The sequence below is a fragment of the Flavisericum labens genome (assembly GCF_045446075.1).
GTDB lineage: Bacteria > Bacteroidota > Bacteroidia > Flavobacteriales > Flavobacteriaceae > Flavisericum > Flavisericum labens.
The window spans coordinates 124,437-141,559 of sequence record NZ_JBJJBQ010000005.1; the positions used below are offsets into that span (position 1 = coordinate 124,437).

Annotated in this window: 14 protein-coding genes; 4 read left to right on the forward strand and 10 right to left on the reverse strand. The window is 36.3% G+C overall.

The annotated features are described in order from the left end of the window. Positions 1–62: 62 nt before the first annotated feature. The 4 genes from bioA to ACIEHO_RS10190 are packed head-to-tail and all read right to left on the reverse strand — an operon-like array spanning position 63 to position 3,496. Positions 63–1,328, reverse strand: a complete 1,266-nt coding sequence (bioA, locus tag ACIEHO_RS10175) for an adenosylmethionine--8-amino-7-oxononanoate transaminase (protein WP_406971296.1) — start codon at positions 1,326–1,328, stop codon at positions 63–65. Beyond that, positions 1,325–1,933 carry a dethiobiotin synthase gene (gene bioD / locus ACIEHO_RS10180; RefSeq protein ID WP_406971298.1) on the reverse strand — a complete coding sequence of 203 codons (609 nt, stop codon included), beginning with the start codon at positions 1,931–1,933 and terminating at the stop codon, positions 1,325–1,327. The genes bioA and bioD overlap by 4 nt, the downstream gene beginning before the upstream one ends. Continuing rightward, positions 1,930–2,343 (reverse strand): putative signal transducing protein, encoded by a 414-nt coding sequence (locus ACIEHO_RS10185; RefSeq protein WP_406971300.1) that lies wholly within the window; start codon positions 2,341–2,343, stop codon positions 1,930–1,932. Before ACIEHO_RS10185 ends, bioD begins: the two co-directional genes overlap by 4 nt. Continuing rightward, positions 2,336–3,496 (reverse strand): aminotransferase class I/II-fold pyridoxal phosphate-dependent enzyme, encoded by a 1,161-nt coding sequence (locus ACIEHO_RS10190; protein ID WP_406971302.1) that lies wholly within the window; start codon positions 3,494–3,496, stop codon positions 2,336–2,338. Before ACIEHO_RS10190 ends, ACIEHO_RS10185 begins: the two co-directional genes overlap by 8 nt. Positions 3,497–3,610: 114 nt before the next feature. Between ACIEHO_RS10190 and ACIEHO_RS10195 the strand changes: the two genes are divergently transcribed. The 3 genes from ACIEHO_RS10195 to ACIEHO_RS10205 are packed head-to-tail and all read left to right on the forward strand — an operon-like array spanning position 3,611 to position 4,828. Next, on the forward strand, positions 3,611–4,138 hold the full coding sequence (locus ACIEHO_RS10195; protein WP_406971304.1) for a DUF2975 domain-containing protein: 528 nt from the start codon (positions 3,611–3,613) through the stop codon (positions 4,136–4,138). Between the two features lie 2 nt (positions 4,139–4,140). Further along, positions 4,141–4,347 carry a helix-turn-helix domain-containing protein gene (locus ACIEHO_RS10200; RefSeq protein ID WP_406971306.1) on the forward strand — a complete coding sequence of 69 codons (207 nt, stop codon included), beginning with the start codon at positions 4,141–4,143 and terminating at the stop codon, positions 4,345–4,347. A 37-nt stretch (positions 4,348–4,384) separates the two neighbouring features. Then, positions 4,385–4,828: a DUF3157 family protein gene (locus tag ACIEHO_RS10205; RefSeq protein ID WP_406971308.1), complete on the forward strand. Its 444-nt coding sequence runs from the start codon at positions 4,385–4,387 to the stop codon at positions 4,826–4,828. 7 nt (positions 4,829–4,835) lie between these two features. Here ACIEHO_RS10205 and dinB read toward each other — a convergent pair whose 3' ends face one another. Beyond that, positions 4,836–6,053 carry a DNA polymerase IV gene (dinB, locus tag ACIEHO_RS10210; RefSeq protein WP_406971310.1) on the reverse strand — a complete coding sequence of 406 codons (1,218 nt, stop codon included), beginning with the start codon at positions 6,051–6,053 and terminating at the stop codon, positions 4,836–4,838. Between the two features lie 5 nt (positions 6,054–6,058). Further along, the gene (locus tag ACIEHO_RS10215; RefSeq protein WP_406971312.1) at positions 6,059–9,130 is read right to left on the reverse strand and encodes a DNA polymerase III subunit alpha; all 3,072 of its coding nucleotides are present in this window, start codon (positions 9,128–9,130) and stop codon (positions 6,059–6,061) included. 87 nt (positions 9,131–9,217) lie between these two features. Here ACIEHO_RS10215 and ACIEHO_RS10220 point away from each other — a divergent pair, with 87 nt between their 5' ends. Beyond that, positions 9,218–9,982 (forward strand): XRE family transcriptional regulator, encoded by a 765-nt coding sequence (locus tag ACIEHO_RS10220; protein ID WP_406971314.1) that lies wholly within the window; start codon positions 9,218–9,220, stop codon positions 9,980–9,982. Positions 9,983–10,052: 70 nt separating this feature from the next. Here ACIEHO_RS10220 and ACIEHO_RS10225 read toward each other — a convergent pair whose 3' ends face one another. The 4 genes from ACIEHO_RS10225 to glmS form a co-directional block, all read right to left on the reverse strand. After that, positions 10,053–10,331, reverse strand: a complete 279-nt coding sequence (locus ACIEHO_RS10225; protein WP_406971316.1) for a F0F1 ATP synthase subunit epsilon — start codon at positions 10,329–10,331, stop codon at positions 10,053–10,055. Between the two features lie 82 nt (positions 10,332–10,413). Next, positions 10,414–11,922, reverse strand: coding sequence for a F0F1 ATP synthase subunit beta (gene atpD, locus ACIEHO_RS10230; RefSeq protein WP_406971318.1), 1,509 nt, complete (start codon positions 11,920–11,922; stop codon positions 10,414–10,416). 194 nt (positions 11,923–12,116) lie between these two features. Continuing rightward, entirely contained in the window at positions 12,117–14,936 is a 2,820-nt protein-coding gene (locus ACIEHO_RS10235; RefSeq protein ID WP_406971320.1) for a TonB-dependent receptor, read from the reverse strand. A gap of 222 nt (positions 14,937–15,158) precedes the next feature. Further along, entirely contained in the window at positions 15,159–17,012 is a 1,854-nt protein-coding gene (gene glmS, locus ACIEHO_RS10240) for a glutamine--fructose-6-phosphate transaminase (isomerizing) (RefSeq protein WP_406971322.1), read from the reverse strand. Between the last annotated feature and the right edge of the window lie 111 nt (positions 17,013–17,123).

Below are 17,123 nucleotides of genomic sequence, written 5' to 3' on the forward strand. Positions count from 1 at the left end.
GTGTTTCTTGTGTTGACCTTATTTTTTGCGAATAAACTCAGGTTAACTTTTGGGAGGCAAATTTACACTATTGATAAAGAATCCTCGATAACTTGGTATACTTTTTCTAATTGCTTTTTGGTGATAACGTAGGGCGCTTGGATATAAATGGTGTTACCCAAGGGACGTAAAAACACCCCGTTGTCCATAAAAAATTTAAAAAGTTTATCGCGGAGATTACCGTAGCGCTGCATTTTCACATCTAAATCAAGGGCTAAAATAATCCCCATTTGTCTCATGTCTTTTACTTTGGGGTGATTTTTTATTCGGTTGCCGAAGGTTTGGTGTGAAGCGATAATCGTTTTTATGTTATTCTCAATGTCTTCAGATTGTAATAATTCGATACTCGCTAATGCCGCAGTACATGATAGTGGATTGGCGGAATAGGTATGCCCATGAAAAAGGCCTTTGGCAATATCGTTGCTATAAAATGCATCATAAATTTTCTGCGAGCATGTCGTAAGCGCCATAGGTAATAAGCCTCCAGTTAGTGCTTTGCTCAAACACATAATATCGGGCGGGGTTTCCATGTATAGCGATGCAAAGTGTTTTCCAGTTTTGCCGAAACCTGTCATGACCTCGTCGGCCACGGTTATAACATTATGGTTTTTGCAGAAGTTTAGAATTTGGTTTAAACCTTCGGGATTGTGCATTTTCATGGCAGCAGCACCCTGTACTAAAGGTTCGTAAACAAAACCAGCTACCTTATGATTTGAAATCAAGTCTTGCAGCATCTTTAATATAACATCGAGGTTTTTGCCGTTGGGTACTGGAATACGTTTTACTTCTAAAAAGAAATCTTCAAAAGGGCCATTGTAAACGGATAGGCCAGAAACGCTCATAGCTCCAAAGGTGTCGCCATGGAATCCGTCTTCAAAAGCAATTAGCGTATTACGCTTTTCGCCTTTGTTAAAGTGGTATTGCAAAGCCATTTTAATACCAATTTCAACGGCTGTTGAACCATTATCGCTAAAAAATATTTTATTCTGATTGTTCGGGAGTACTTTGACGAGTTCTTCGCTTAGCTTTATGGCAGGTTCGTGGGTAAATCCGCTAAAAACTACTTGGTCTAGTTGCTGCATTTGGTCCACAACCTTGTTAGTTATGTAAGGGTTACAGTGACCATACATACAGGTGTACCAAGATGCTATAGCGTCAATATAGTTGTTGCCGTTTTCATCGGTTAAAACACAGCCTTTAGCTTTGGTAATTGCTATGGCATCGGGGTGCAATTTGTGCTGGGTTAATGGATGCCAGAGGTGTTTTTTATCTCTTTTACTTAAACTCATAATTTTTCCCTAAATAGTTCAGCATACTCTTTCACTACATTTTTATCGAAATAAGGTTCTTCTTCAATTCTTCCAATAATTGGAACATTGGTCATTTTTTTGATTATTGATTCCGTCGATTCGTTCTCTTTTCCGCTAAAGATAATCGAAACATCAAAACCTTTTTCTTTTAAAGCATTTATGGTTAAAAGCGTGTGGTTGATACTCCCTAAGTAATGCCTTGAAACGACGATGACTTTGTAATTAGGTTCAATTAAATCGAATACGGTTTGTTCATTATTTAAGGGAACAAGTAATCCACCAGCACCTTCTATAACTAAATGGCTTTTTGTTTTGGGAGGTTTGATGTTTTTTAGTTCAATGCAAATACCATCTATTTTTGCAGCAGCATGAGGACTCATCGGTGTTTGCAAAGCATAGGCGTTTGGGTGGAATTTTGATTTGGTATTTGAAACCAAAGCCTTTACTTTTTTCGTGTCGCAATTGTTCAAATCACCAGCTTGAACAGATTTCCAATAATCGGCCTGCAAGGCTTCTGTTATAATTGCCGACACAATTGTTTTGCCAACGTCGGTTGAAATTCCCGTGATGAAATAGGTGTTCATTTTAAGTCGAATTCTGTTTTACAAGCTTCACATTTGTATTTATGCCTTGTATAAAATGGGAGCGATGAAAATAAAAACCCAAAAATAAACCAGAATAAGGATTTAACATCCTTTATGGTTGAAAAAAGTTCTATTTTTTCGCTTTTACAACTTGGGCAATGAATTGTATTGCCTTCATCATCAACAGAATATTTATTTATGGATTCCAAAATGTGCTGTGCCTTCAGCGCTTGGTGTGATAGCACTTTTAATTTAACCCCTCCAATGGCATTGCTCACCAAAGGATCGGTGTCGATTGTGAAGTTATCAGACAAAAATACTTGAATCCCTTCGGCTTCTAAACGCCCTTTTATAATTTGTGCTTCCGTAGAATATTGAAACCTAGCTATAGTTTTAAACGTATCATTCATGTTTAACAAAAGTAGTGAGTAGCTTTAAGACTTCCGAAATTTCTTGTTCGTTATTGAATGCATGTAAGCAAAAACGTAGGCGTTCCTGACCTTTTGGTACAGTTGGCGATAAAATAGGTTTAACATCAAAACCTTTTTCTTGGATATTTTTAGCAATGGATTTCACATTTTCATTCCCTGAAATAATGCAGCAATGAACGGCAGATTGGCTTTCAATAAATAAGTGGTAAAGATTATTTGCAATCATATCAGACTTAAAGCATGTAATATTCTCGTCGAGTTTTTTACTGCTTTTTGTTTTAGTTAGCTCTTGGTAAGCAGATTGTATGGTGGCCAAACTATGTGGTGGTAATGCTGTAGTGTAAATAAGACTTCGTGAAAAATTTACCAAAAACTGTTTTAAGATTTCACTTCCTAAAATTGCGGCACCATGGCAGCCCAGTGCTTTTCCGAAAGTTATTATTCTTGCAAAAACGTCGTTTTCTAGTTTAAAATGTTGAATCAGACCAGCACCTTTTTCACCAAAAACACCAACAGCATGGGCTTCGTCAACTATAAAATAAGCTTGGTATTTTTTACATAGTTTTGAAAGCAGGATAAGGTCTGGAGAATCACCGTCCATAGAAAACACCGATTCAGTGACAACATAAATGTTATGCTGTGATTCTGAAATAAGTTCAGCATGACGAAGGAGTAGTTTTTCTAATACATCTAAATCGTTATGTTTAAATTTATAGGCTTTGGCATGGCTCATTAAAATACCATCGCGAATGGAAGCATGAATAAATTCATCATAAAAAATAATATCGCCACGCTGTGGAACACTCGAGAAAAATCCAATATTGGCATCGTAGCCCGAATTAAAAATTAAAGCAGACTCGCTTTGATGAAATTCACTAAGTTGGGATTCTACAACATTATAAAGTTGATGATTTCCTGAAAGCAAACGCGAACCTGTTGCTCCATTTTGTTTTATGTTGTGGTCAATTAAAAATTGGTGGGCGTTATTAAAAATGATTTCGGACTTCGAAAACCCTAAATAATCGTTGGATGAAAAATCAATCAAATCACTTTGTACTCTAAGTTGGCGTAAGGCATTATTCGCTTTTCGCTCTTGTATATTAACTTGTATTTTTTTGGGGAAGTGTTTCATTTCAAACAAATATAAATAATGCCTTCGGTATACATGATGTAAAACTATTTTAATTTAAAATTATTGTTATTCGATAATTTGTATATATTTGTTATTGTTAAACAATAATTAAATATGAAAAAGCTCGCTTATATATCTTCTGTAATATTATTTTACAGTATTGCAACATTGCTAATTTTTGTAATGGTGTTTTCAATACTATCGTATGTAGAATATAAATTTGAACTGCAAATTCCTTTTGTTGATATTATAGGTAGCAAAGGAAAAGTTCATGTTCCTTTATTAAACCTACATATTAATATTCCGTTTAACTATTCTGTTCTTATTATGTGGATTGTAATGCTTTACTACCTTATTTATTTTTACTTATTTAAAGAGTTTTTGAAAGTATTTGTTAGTAAGAAGGTATTTGAGTCGAAATCATTAAAACGATTGAAGTTTTTCTTGATAATGAACTGTATCCCTTTGGTTTATATCGTTATATTTTCATTTCAATTTCTGAAAAAAGGTGCGTCCTTTCGTCTTCATGATGATTATTTTATTGTTTTTGCCCATCTAATAATAGCTTTTCTTATATATCTATACTTAGATGTATTGAAAAAAGGAAAACATATACAAGAAGAAAACGACTTAACCATATAACTATGGCCATTATTGTAAACTTGGATGTCATGCTCGCCAAACGCAACATGAAAAGCAAAGAATTGGCAGAAATCATTGGTATAACCGAAGCCAACCTTTCTATTTTAAAATCAGGAAAAGCAAAGGCAATACGGTTTTCAACATTAGAAGCCATTTGCAAAGCTTTAGATTGCCAACCAGCAGATATTTTGGAGTATGTTGCAGATTAAAATTTGTACTTTTGGGTTTATTCTAAATACATTTGCTATGAAAATATATGTCCTGTTTCTATTTTTATTTGTGTCGTTCTTTGGTTTTACCCAAAACAATTATATCGTAAAAACCGAAGATGGCAGGCGCGTTTTGTTAAAAGCCGATTATACTTGGGAGTATATTGATGCGGAAACACGCGAGGCAAAAACTAATGAAAAGGAAATTTCCAAACCTGATAATGGTTGCGATTTAGGAGCCGATTTTGAAGAGCCTAAATTAAACAACAAAATACAAAATCAATTAAAAAAAGGCCGTGCTACCATTGACCATATAAAAACCAAAGTGGCTAAAGATTACGAATGTACGATAGCTGAGGTGGTGTTACTTTCGGCTTCCGAGCAAAAATCAAAAGGTGTTTATACGTTTTGTGCCAATGGAAAGAAAGTTACGTATAAACGCACGGGACATGCTATTATTGAAAAGGGGAAGCTTTTTTAGAATTAATTTACCGTCGCCTATTAGCCAATAAAGGTGGTGGTTCTCCCGTAAAAGGGTTCCAACGGCTAATGCTTTTAGCTTCCATGCCGGCTGCATTTATAACAGCTCTATCGCCATAACGCTCACGCATTTTATCAATGGCTTGGCTTAAATGCAGTTGTTTTTCGTTGTCTTCAAATAGGTTTATTTGGTGTCCGCCTTCCACTAAATGGCTAAATTTCACACCAATTAACCGAACCAAAAGCCTACGGTTGTACAGTTTTTTGTATAAATCTAAAACCACGGGAATAATAATGTGGTCCATAGAGCTATATGGAATACGCTGCTGTTGGGTATAGGTTTGAAAATCGGAATACCGAATTTTAAACGTAATACAAGCGGTTAGTTTATTGCCGCGGCGCAGTTGGTAAGCCAAATTTTCGGCCATAGCAATAATAATACCTTTTAGTTTGGCCACATCGGTGGTGTCTTTATTAAACGTACGCTCGGTTGAAATGGATTTTCGTTCGTGGTACTGAACAACGGGGCTGTTGTCTATACCGTTTGCCTTTTTCCATATACTTAATCCATTTTTGCCCAGTACGCGGTGCATAAGTTCCATGGGCATATCTTGTACGGTTTTAATCCGTTTTACACCCAAATCACATAAGGCTTTGTAGGTAACGTTGCCGACCATAGGTATTTTTTTTACTGAAAGCGGCGCCAAAAAGGGCTTTTCGGTACCCGAAATAATACGTATTTCATTGTTGGGCTTGGCTTCGCCTGTTGCGATTTTAGAAACGGTTTTATTAATTGATAATCCAAACGAAATGGGCAACCCGGTTTCTTTTATAATACGTTGGCGCAATCCTGAAGCCAGTTTTTGGCAGCCAAAAAACTTGTCCATGCCCGTAAGGTCTATGTAAAATTCATCAATTGATGTTTTTTCGTAAAGCGGTACGGTGTCTTTAATAACCTCGGTAACGTTTTTAGAAAACTTGGTATAAATGCCAGAATTACCACGAAGAATAATAGCCTCCGGACACAGCATTTTAGCCATACGCATGGGCATGGCCGAGTGGATGCCAAATTTTCGAGCTTCGTAACTGCAGGATGCCACAACACCCCTATCGGAAGTACCACCAATAAGTACCGGTTTTCCGTTAAGGCGACTGTCTAATAAGCGTTCGCACGATACGAAAAAGGTATCTAAATCCATATGAACTATAGAACGGTTGTAATTCATAAAACTCAAGTTTTGAGATAATCTAAAGGTTCTGAATGTTTCAAAGTCTTTGGAACCATGGGCGATAGTTTCGATTTATGGTCTGCAAAACTCTTTTTATTTTGAAATGTGTCATTAACAGAATTTACGGCATAACGCGGGTCTTCTATTGTGGCCACACGTTCCATGTTTGAAACTTCAATGGTAACACAATCAAATTCTACCATAATTTTCCCAGTAATGGTGTACACACCTTTTCCACGGAATGGAAATTTTGCCGCTATGGGCGGAAAGTGTACGGTATCGATAAAATGGCCGTCGTAGTCTAAAAACGTACCGAAGTGCATGCTTTTTCCGTTTGATGTTTTGGTGTTTTTTGTGGTAACCAAATAACCTTCAATAGTGATGGTTTTATTCTGAAAATCGATTAGATTTTTCGCCCTCAGCGGGTTTGATGTTGGCACTTGTAATAGGTGAAACGGATTGCACAACGGAAAGCCCAACAGTTCCATTTCATCAAAAGCATTTTCTAAACCCGTACTTGTAAGTTGGGGCGTTTTGTAGTTGATACGTTCGGTTTTAAATAGTGTTATCACATGCTCTTCAACTATAGTTTTACTGATTTTAAGGTGTGCTTCCCAAAGTAATTCACGTTTATTGATTCCTGTAAAACGAAAGGCGTTAATTTTTATGAGTATTGAAATCTGTTCAATGGAAATGGGTACACGTTCAATAAAATCATCCAAACTTTTAAAAGATCCATTTTTTTTGCGTTCAGTAATAAGTTTATGTGTTGTTTTTGTTTCTAGGGCATGTAAGAACATAAATCCTAAATAGATGGCGTTTCCTTTGATAATAGCAATATCGAAACTTTGGTTAATGGAAGGCGGCTCGATAATGGCACCGTGCATTCTAGCTTCGTGTACATACAGTTCGGTTCTATAAAATCCGCCAAAATTATTAATGGTGGCCACCATATATTCCAGAGGATAATAAGCTTTTAAAAATAGGCTTTGGTAACTTTCTACGGCGTAAGAAGCAGAGTGTCCTTTTGCAAAGGCGTAACCGGCAAAACTTTCTATCTGGTTCCAAATCTCGTTAATTATATTTTCGGGTTCACCCTTTTTCCTACAGTTGTTAAAAAACAAATCTTTTACTGCTAAAAACTCATCGCGCGAACGAAATTTACCCGACATGCCCCGGCGTAATTTATCGGCTTCACCTAGGCTTAATCCTCCAAAAATGTGGGCGACTTTAATAACATCTTCTTGATAAACCATAACGCCGTAAGTTTCGGGCATGATTTTAAGCAGAACGGGATGTGCATTTTTACGGCGTTCGGGATGCCTATAGCGTAAAATATACTCACGCATCATCCCGGATTTGGCAACACCTGGACGTATTATGGAACTTGCCGCTACCAAGCCCAAATACGTATCGACTTGCAGTTTTTTTAGCAGCATGCGCATAGCGGGCGATTCTACATAAAAACAGCCAATAGCTTTAGCATTCCTGAGCAAATGCTTGATTTTTTCGTCTTTTTTAAAGCGTTTAATATCATGAATATCAACCGGTTTTTTTTCAGGATTGTTGTGTTTTATTATTTCTACGGTGTCTTTAATTTTTCCCAATCCACGCTGACTTAAAATATCAAACTTGTAAAGCCCGATGTCTTCTGCAACAACCATATCAAAATGAGTGGTGGTATAGCCTTTTGGCGGTAAAAATGTGGCGGTGTAATAATGAATGGGTTTTTCTGAAATAATAATACCACTGGCGTGAATACCTAAATAGTTGGGAAACCCTTGAATGTATTTGCTGTATACCAATACAAGGCGCGATAGTTTATCCAAGTCGTTCACTTTGTATCGTCCGCGGGTAAGTAAATCCATTTCAGCTTTTGGTAAACCAAACACTTTTCCCAATTCACGCACCGAAGCCTTAAATTTAAAGGTGTTATAAACCGCTAAAAGCGCTGTGTTTTTAAAGTTTTTAAATATGAATTGGGTGATGTCGTCACGGTCCGTCCATGAAAAATCGATATCAAAATCAGGTGGGTTTTGCCGAAATAAATTAATGAACCGTTCAAAATATAAATCGAGTTCTATGGGGTCTACATCGGTAATTCGAAGCAAATAGGCTACTATACTATTGGCGCCACTACCGCGGCCAACATAAAAATAACCTTTGCTTCGGGCGTACTTTAAAATTTTCCAATTGATTAAAAAATAAGGAACAAAGTTTTTCTCGTTTATGACTTTCAGTTCTTTTTCAATGCGCTCAAAAATACGTGCCCCTGGCTTTTTATAGCGGTAATGCAAACCTTTATAGGTGAGATTTTTTAGTAATTTAAAATCTAATTGGGTATTGTTGGTATATGTTTTTTGGTTGTTTGGAGTTTCTGGGAAAAATTTAAAATCAATGGCGCATTGATTCATTAACTGCTCTGTGTTTTCAACAAGTTTCGGGTATTCCTTGTAGGTGTCGCAAAGCTCTTGATAAGGAAGCATCATGTCGTTGGCACTGCCTTCTTCGGTTTTTGAAAGCTTGCTCAATAAGGTATTGTTATCAATAGCCCGCAATAAACGGTGGGTATTAAATCCTTTTTTATTTTGAAAAGAGACCGTTTTTAAAACAACCAGTTTGTGTTGGAGTTTGTTCCATTTTGAAAATTTAAGCGCGTTGAGGTCTTTTGGTTTAATTCCTAAATATTCGTTGGGTTTTAAGAGGTAATCTTTTTCTTTTTTATAGGGGTAAATCACATAGCAATCATCAATTTGTTGTTCTGGCTGTTCGGGAATTTTCAGTTCTTGATTGTGTAAAAATGTAGATAGGTAGTTATTTATATTTTTAAAACCATCATTGTTTTTCGCTATTAAAATGAACTGCTGTTGTGCTCCATTTCTAAAATCAACACCAAGAATGGGTTTGATTTTATATTTATTGGAAAGACGCACAAAATCTAAACACGCCGAGGTGTTGTTAATATCGGTTAGTGCCAAAGTGCTGGCGCCATGTTCTGAAGCAATGGCAAGCAATTGTTTGGGTGCAATGGTGCCGTAGCGTAAACTATAATATGTGTGACAATTTAAATACATAGTAATTATTGGATTTGTAAAATTAGCTACTATATGTAGTTTTTGTTGCTTATATTTGTAGCAAATAATGTTAAAATTTATTTTAAGATGAAGCACATTCAGTTTAACATAAAACACTTACGAAGCCTTAAAAAGTTTTCTCAAGAACGCTTTGCTGAAGAATTACAATGGACGCGCTCCATGGTAGGGTCTTACGAAGAGGGGCGCTCAGAACCGCCAATAGACCGATTGATTGAACTTTCAGACTACTTTGATATTCCTATAGACATTTTGGTGAAAAACGATTTACGAGCGGCAAAAGACACCTCGTTTATAGAAGTTGGAAACAAACGTGTGCTGTTTCCGGTAACAGTAAATGAATCTAACGAAGATTTAATTGAGATTATACCTGCTAAGGCTTCGGCCGGTTACCTTCAGGGTTATGCCGATCCCGAGTATATTGAGCAGCTTCAAAAAATAAAATTACCGTTTTTGCCCACGGGTACACATCGGGCTTTTCCAATAACGGGAGATTCTATGTTGCCCGTAAAAAGTGGTTCTTTTGTAGTCGCCAAATTTGTTGATAGTATTGACGATGTAAAAAATGGAAGAACCTATGTTGTGCTTACCGAAAATGATGGTTTGGTGTATAAGCGAGTGTACAATAAAATTAAGGAAAAAGGCTGTTTAGAATTACATTCTGATAATAAAATATACCAACCGTTTGATGTTAAAGTGGAGGATATTATTGAGATTTGGGAGTTTACCTGCTGCATCAATACGCAAGAATATGATAAAGATGAACTAAAACTGAGCAGTATTATGAATATGTTTCAAGAACTTAGGGTTGAATTAGAAGCCTTAAAACGGTAGTATCACAAAATAAAAAAATGCCAAACTTTTAAGTTTGGCATTTTTTTATTTATTATAAATATAAAGTGTCTTAATCTGCTAAAACGATTACTTTATTATCTTTCATTTCTATGGTTCCAGAACTTATTTTTAAAAGGGTGGTATTATTGTCTCCCTTAGAAAAATTATCTTGAACTTCTTCGTGTAAAGTAATGTTGCCTGAAATTTTAACAAAACCTTCTTTTAAAGAAGAAACAATAGCTGCGTGATTGTTTAACATCTGAAAATCACCATTTACACCTGGCACAGCAACAGATTCTACTTCGCCGCTAAATAAGGTTGCTTCTGGAGATACAATTTCTAAATACATATTTTTTTAGTTATTGGTTACTGGTTTTTGGTTATTTGTTGTTGGGGTTTCTAGCAACCATCAACTAACAACCATTAACCAATTATGCTTCAGCTAACATTTGATCACCAGCTTCGATAGCTTCTTCAATAGTTCCTTTAAGGTTAAACGCTGCTTCTGGTAGGTGGTCTAATTCACCATCCATAATCATGTTAAACCCTTTAATGGTTTCTTTAATATCAACCAATACTCCTGGGATACCTGTAAACTGCTCGGCTACGTGGAATGGTTGAGATAAGAAACGTTGTACACGTCTTGCTCTACCTACGGCCAATTTATCTTCTTCAGATAATTCTTCCATACCAAGGATGGCGATAATATCTTGTAATTCTTTATAGCGTTGTAAAAGCTCTTTTACGCGTTGTGCACAGTCGTAATGTTCTTTTCCTAAAATATCGGCTGTTAAAATTCTAGATGTAGAATCTAACGGGTCTACCGCAGGGTAAATACCAAGCTCAGCAATCTTTCTTGAAAGCACCGTTGTAGCATCTAAGTGGGCAAAAGTTGTAGCAGGAGCAGGGTCAGTTAAATCATCCGCAGGTACGTAAACCGCTTGTACAGATGTAATAGAGCCTTTTTTAGTTGAAGTAATACGCTCTTGCATCGCACCCATCTCTGTTGCTAATGTTGGTTGGTAACCTACTGCAGAAGGCATACGACCTAAAAGTGCAGATACCTCAGAACCAGCTTGTGTAAAACGGAAGATGTTATCTACGAAGAAAAGTACGTCTTTTCCTTGTCCGTCGCCAGCACCATCACGGAAATACTCAGCAATAGTTAATCCAGAAAGTGCCACACGAGCACGTGCTCCAGGAGGCTCATTCATTTGTCCGAATACGAAAGTTGCTTTTGATTCTTTCATTTTAGATTTATCAACTTTAGATAAATCCCATCCGCCTTCTTCCATAGAGTGCATAAAATCATCACCGTAACGGATAATACCAGATTCAAGCATCTCTCTTAAAAGATCATTTCCTTCACGAGTTCTTTCACCTACACCAGCAAATACTGATAAACCACCGTGACCTTTTGCAATATTGTTAATCAACTCTTGAATCAATACCGTTTTACCTACACCGGCACCACCAAACAATCCAATTTTACCACCTTTTGCGTAAGGCTCAATCAAATCGATTACTTTAATACCTGTAAATAATACTTCGGTAGAAGTTGATAAATCTTCAAATTTAGGTGCTTCACGGTGAATAGGTAAACCAGCTTTTCCAGCTTTTGGTAAATCACCTAATCCATCAATGGCATCACCAATTACATTAAACAAACGTCCGTAAATATCATCACCAACAGGCATTTGTATAGGTGCTCCAGTAGCTGTAACTTCTACACCTCTACTTAAGCCATCAGACGAATCCATTGCAATTGTACGTACGGTGTTTTCTCCAATATGGGATTGTACTTCTAATACTAATAAAGAGCCATCGGGTCTTTTAATTTCTAATGAATCGTAAATTTTTGGAAGTTCAGAATCAGCACCGAATTCAACATCGATAACCGGACCTACTATTTGTGCAACTTTACCTGTAACTTTAGACATTACTTATGTGTTTAATATTATGCGATTTAATTGTGTGAAAACAATTTAAGTTTTCGGCTGCAAAGATATATTTTTTAATTTAAAATGAAAGTTGTTTTTTTAGGTTTTTTGGAATAAAAAAACACCTCAAAATTTGAGGTGTTTTGAAAATATAAATTACAGTGGTTTTCTTGTTGGAATTGATAATCAATCCATTAATTATTGATAGTCCAAGAAACGTAATATTGAGAACCTATAAAAGGTGAACCTACTGCACTTTGGTATTCTTTCCCTCCTAAATTAGTAGCCCCTATTTTGAATATTGATTTCATGGATGGCACTGAATAGTTTATTTGGGCATCAACAACGGTTCTTGCAGGTATAATAGCATTAGCTATAGTTGCTTGCCAGAAATATTCATCACTCCAACGAGCATCCACATTAAACCCGAAATTTTTGAATAATTCAGGATTTCTTAAAGATACTTTTACTTTATGTTCTGGTGTATTGAATCCTGCACTAAAATCTGGGTCAGTTGATTGGTCAAAATCTAATTTTGCATAGGTGTAATTTAGTCCGAAATTAAACTTTTTAGCAATTTTTGTGGATAAACCAATAACACCACCAAAAGAACTTATGTCAGCCGATGAATTCGTATATACGTTAAAAACTTGAAAATTTCCTGTTGCAACATCTACTACACCAGACATGTCTGTTACAGATCCTGTTTCAGGCGTGACAACAAATTTCTGAGCAGCAAAATTGTCATAGGTATTGAAATAGGCATTAAAATCCACAGTTACAAGCCCTATGTTGCCACGATACCCAATATCAAAAGCCGTCACTTTTTCTTGTTCAATAAGAGGGGTTATTCCAGTACCTTGCACGGGCTCTAAAGGTGTTGTGCCTCCGCTAGCTGCAAATGCTTGTACTGAATTTAATGTGTAAGAATTGAAATAGGCGTCTCTTCCTGTTAAAGTTGTATTTGGTAATCTTCTGTCTAAATTATCAGGAGCAGCTCCTACTAAAATGGCCCTGCCAACATCAAACCCAATAAACAGAGCTTGCGTGTCAGGATTTCTAAATCCTGTTTGCAAGGATGCTCTAAAATTATGTTGTTTGTTTTCCCCGGCGGCATAAACTAAAGAAACTCTTGGTGAGTAACTACCATCAAAAAACTCATTTTTATCATATCTAATGGAGGCAGTAATTTTTAATCTATCATCCATTAATTTTTTTATACCTTGTAAATAAGCACCATATTCGCCGTAATCTATGGAACCATCGTAATCTGTAAACACACTTCCACTAGAATTTAATGAATATTCTCTGTATTGCCCTCCTATTTGCAGGTCTATAACGTTATTAAGTAAATCTTTAAAGTTATAATTACCATCTACTATGTCCATTTTAGATTCGTCTACTAGTTTAGATCCGGTTGTTATGTCTGGGTCGTTTGTAACTTTATTAAAAAGAGATATAAATTCAGGCGTACCTGGTTGAGGTGTATAATTAGCGTCTGCAAAAGTTCTGGCACCAGCATGTAACTGAGATTGAGTTGCCGGGTCGTTCGGGTTGCCGCCACCACCTAATATTTGTCCAGCACCTTGAGCATAAGCAGCTGCATAAGCTCCAAACCATTCTGAAGCACCTACTTTATTCATATTAATTCCTGTAAAACGCATGTCATATGAGTTACCAGCATTTTCTATGGTTGTATAGCCTCTAAGGAAAAAATTATCGCCTCTAAATTCTAATTTGTGTTGTTGTAATGCGAAATCTTTTATGGCATACCTATTTGATCCTTGATATATAGAAGAGCCTTTTCCTATTTTAGAACTCCAAATAACTTCGGTATCATTGCCAAAAGGTCTGTAGTTTAATGTAAAGTATGCCTTGATGCTTTCAGCTTTATAGTCGGTTAAATCAGATTCTTTATAGCCTGTTCTCGCTACGTTTACAGCAGGAACTAATGCACTTGCACCTGTTGGTAAAATTCCATTAGCTTCTAAAAACTGGGCAACTTCATTAAGATTTTGTGGTTCACCAGGTGCGTTTGCGGCTAAAGCTACTTCATCCCCATATATATTTAATCCGTCATGAGCTGGATCTGATCTGAAGGGTAAAATAGCATCGGCGGTTCCTACAGGGCCTAACACATATTCGTTATCGTCTGAAGCAAACCAATCTGTGCCTCTTAAGTATGAAAATGATGCCTTTGCAGCAAATTTATCACTAAATGCATGGGCAGCCCGAATACCAAAATCATGAAATTGGTTATCGCCAGCCTCATCTTGCACAGTTAAACCTGTTTTTACATAGGCACTGACTCCTTGGTGATCAAAAGGATTTTTGCTAGTCATAAATAGAATACCATTAAATGCATTTGCTCCGTATAGTGCTGAAGAAGCTCCAGGTAATATTTCTACGCTACTTATATCTAGTTCGCTTAATCCTAGAATATTTCCTAAAGCAAAGTTTAACCCTGGAAGTGAATTATCCATACCATCTACGAGTTGAACAAAACGTGTATTAGCAAAAGTTGCAAATCCTCTAGTATTAACAGCGTTAAAGGTTAAACTTCCTTTATTAACATCTACGCCCTTTAAGTTTTCTAAACTAGAGTAAAAGTCCGGTGACGATGCAAATTTTATATCTTTAATATCAAGTCTTTCAATAGTAACAGGAGATTCTCTTACACTTTCTGGTGTTCTTGATGCTGAAATAACAACTTCATCTAAGAAATTCCCTTCTTTTAAGATGAAATTTATAGTTTGATTGTTTTGCGTTATTTTTTCAGTTGCCGTTTCAAAGCCAACACTGCTAGCCTGAATAGTAAAAGGAGGATTCTGGCTGTAAGTTAAACTGAAGTTTCCATCAAAATCTGTAACGGTACCGGTGGATGTTCCAATAACAATGATATTCGTGCCAGGAATAGGTTGCCCACTGTTATCTAATACAGAACCAGAAATGGTTGTTTGGGCATGGGTTATACCGCCAATAAAGAACAACAAAAGGGGGAGAAATGTTTTCATTAAATATGAATTTAGTTTAAGATTTTTCGTGTTAAGATAAATATATTGATATTATTCAAGCTAAAAATATAAAAAATTATGCGCGCATAGTATATTTTTAACAAAAATAGCCTTGTTTTCATGAAAAATGAATAAAAAACAAGGCTATATAATAGGGATTAGTATAATTTAATAATGAAATTGTACTGATTCATTAGTTTGGTATAAATGTTTAAAACATTACTACTCTACAGTAACAGATTTTGCCAAGTTACGAGGTTGGTCTACATTTTTACCTAGCATAACCGCAATATGATAGGATAATAATTGCAGGGGAATTGTAGTTAAAAGAGGCGAAAGTGACTCTAGTGTTTCAGGTACTTCGATTACGTGATCTGCTAATTGCTTTACTTGCTCATCACCTTCAGTAACTATAGCAATAATTTTTCCTTTTCTGGATTTAATCTCTTGGATATTGCTTACTACCTTTTCGTAATGTCCTTTTTTTGTAGCAATTACAACAATAGGCATATTTTCGTCAATCAAGGCAATAGGCCCGTGTTTCATTTCGGCAGCAGGATAACCTTCAGCATGAATGTATGAGATCTCTTTTAGCTTCAATGCGCCCTCAAGGGCAACGGGGAAATTATAGCCCCTTCCTAAATACAAGCAGTTGCGTGAATCTTTGTAGACGTCGGCAATCATTTTTATAATAGCATCCGACTCTAATGCTTTTTCCACCTTTTTTGGAATCATCTCTAACTCTAAAAGGTGTTGCCGGAAATCAGAACTACTAATGGTGCCTTTAGCTCTAGATAGCCTTAAGGCCATTAGGGTTAAAACAGTAATTTGAGTTGTGAATGCCTTTGTTGAAGCCACCCCAATTTCTGGCCCCGCATGTGTGTAAGCACCGGCGTGCGATTCTCTAGCAATAGATGATCCTACTACGTTACAAACACCAAAAACAAAAGCACCTTTAGATTTAGCCAATTTTATGGCCGCCAAAGTATCCGCAGTTTCACCTGATTGCGAAATGGCAATAAGTACATCGTTTTCAGTTATTACTGGGTTTCTATACCTAAATTCAGAAGCATATTCTACTTCAACCGGTATTCTTGCTAAATCTTCAAAAATATATTCGGCAACTAAACCCGCATGCCATGAAGTTCCGCATGCTACTATGATAATACGGTTGGCGTTAAGGAATTTTTTCATGTTGTCTTCAACCCCTGCCATTTTAATAATGGCTTCGTTCCTCAATAATCGCCCTCTATAAGTGTCTTGTATGGCTTTAGGTTGTTCATAGATTTCCTTAAGCATAAAGTGCTCATAACCCCCTTTTTCAATTTGCTCCAGGTTTATTTGAAGCTCCTGTACATAAGTATCGACTAATGAATCGTCCTTGATTTTTCTGATTTTTATGCCTTTATGGAAGCGTATAACTGCCATTTCTTCGTCCTCTAAATACACGGCGTTTTTGGTGTATTCCAAAAAAGGAGAAGCATCACTTGCAATAAAAAATTCATCTTCGTTTCTTCCAATTCCAATGGCTAATGGACTGCCCAAACGAGCCACCACGACTTCTTCTGGTTTGTTTTTATCGAAAACAGCAATTGCATAAGCCCCAATTACTTGGTTTAGGGCAACTTGAACTGCTTTTCCAAGCTTTACGCCTTCTTGCTTTTTTACGTCTTCAATTAAATTGATTAAAACCTCTGTGTCGGTATCTGATTTGAAGGTGTATCCACGAGATTTTAATTCTTGTTTTAGTGATTCGTAGTTTTCAATAATGCCATTGTGAATGATAACTAAATCACCGGAGTTTGAAAGATGCGGGTGTGAGTTTATATCGTTTGGTACACCGTGGGTAGCCCAGCGCGTATGGCCAATACCTACATTTCCGTGTCTTGTTATTTCTTTTTCAGATAGGTTTTCTAAATCGGCTACTTTTCCTTTTGTTTTCGAAACTTTTAGGTCTGTGCCATCAAAAAGAGCAATACCTGCACTGTCGTAACCTCTATATTCAAGTCGTTTAAGACCTTCAATAATAATAGGGTAAGCTTCCCTAGGGCCTAAATATCCTACAATTCCACACATGGTTTTTTGTTTTAGTTTTTAGGGTTAATGAGTTTAAAACAAATATGTTAAATAAAAACGTATAAAAGTTATTTATTATATGATTTATTGTTTTATACTATAAAATTCACT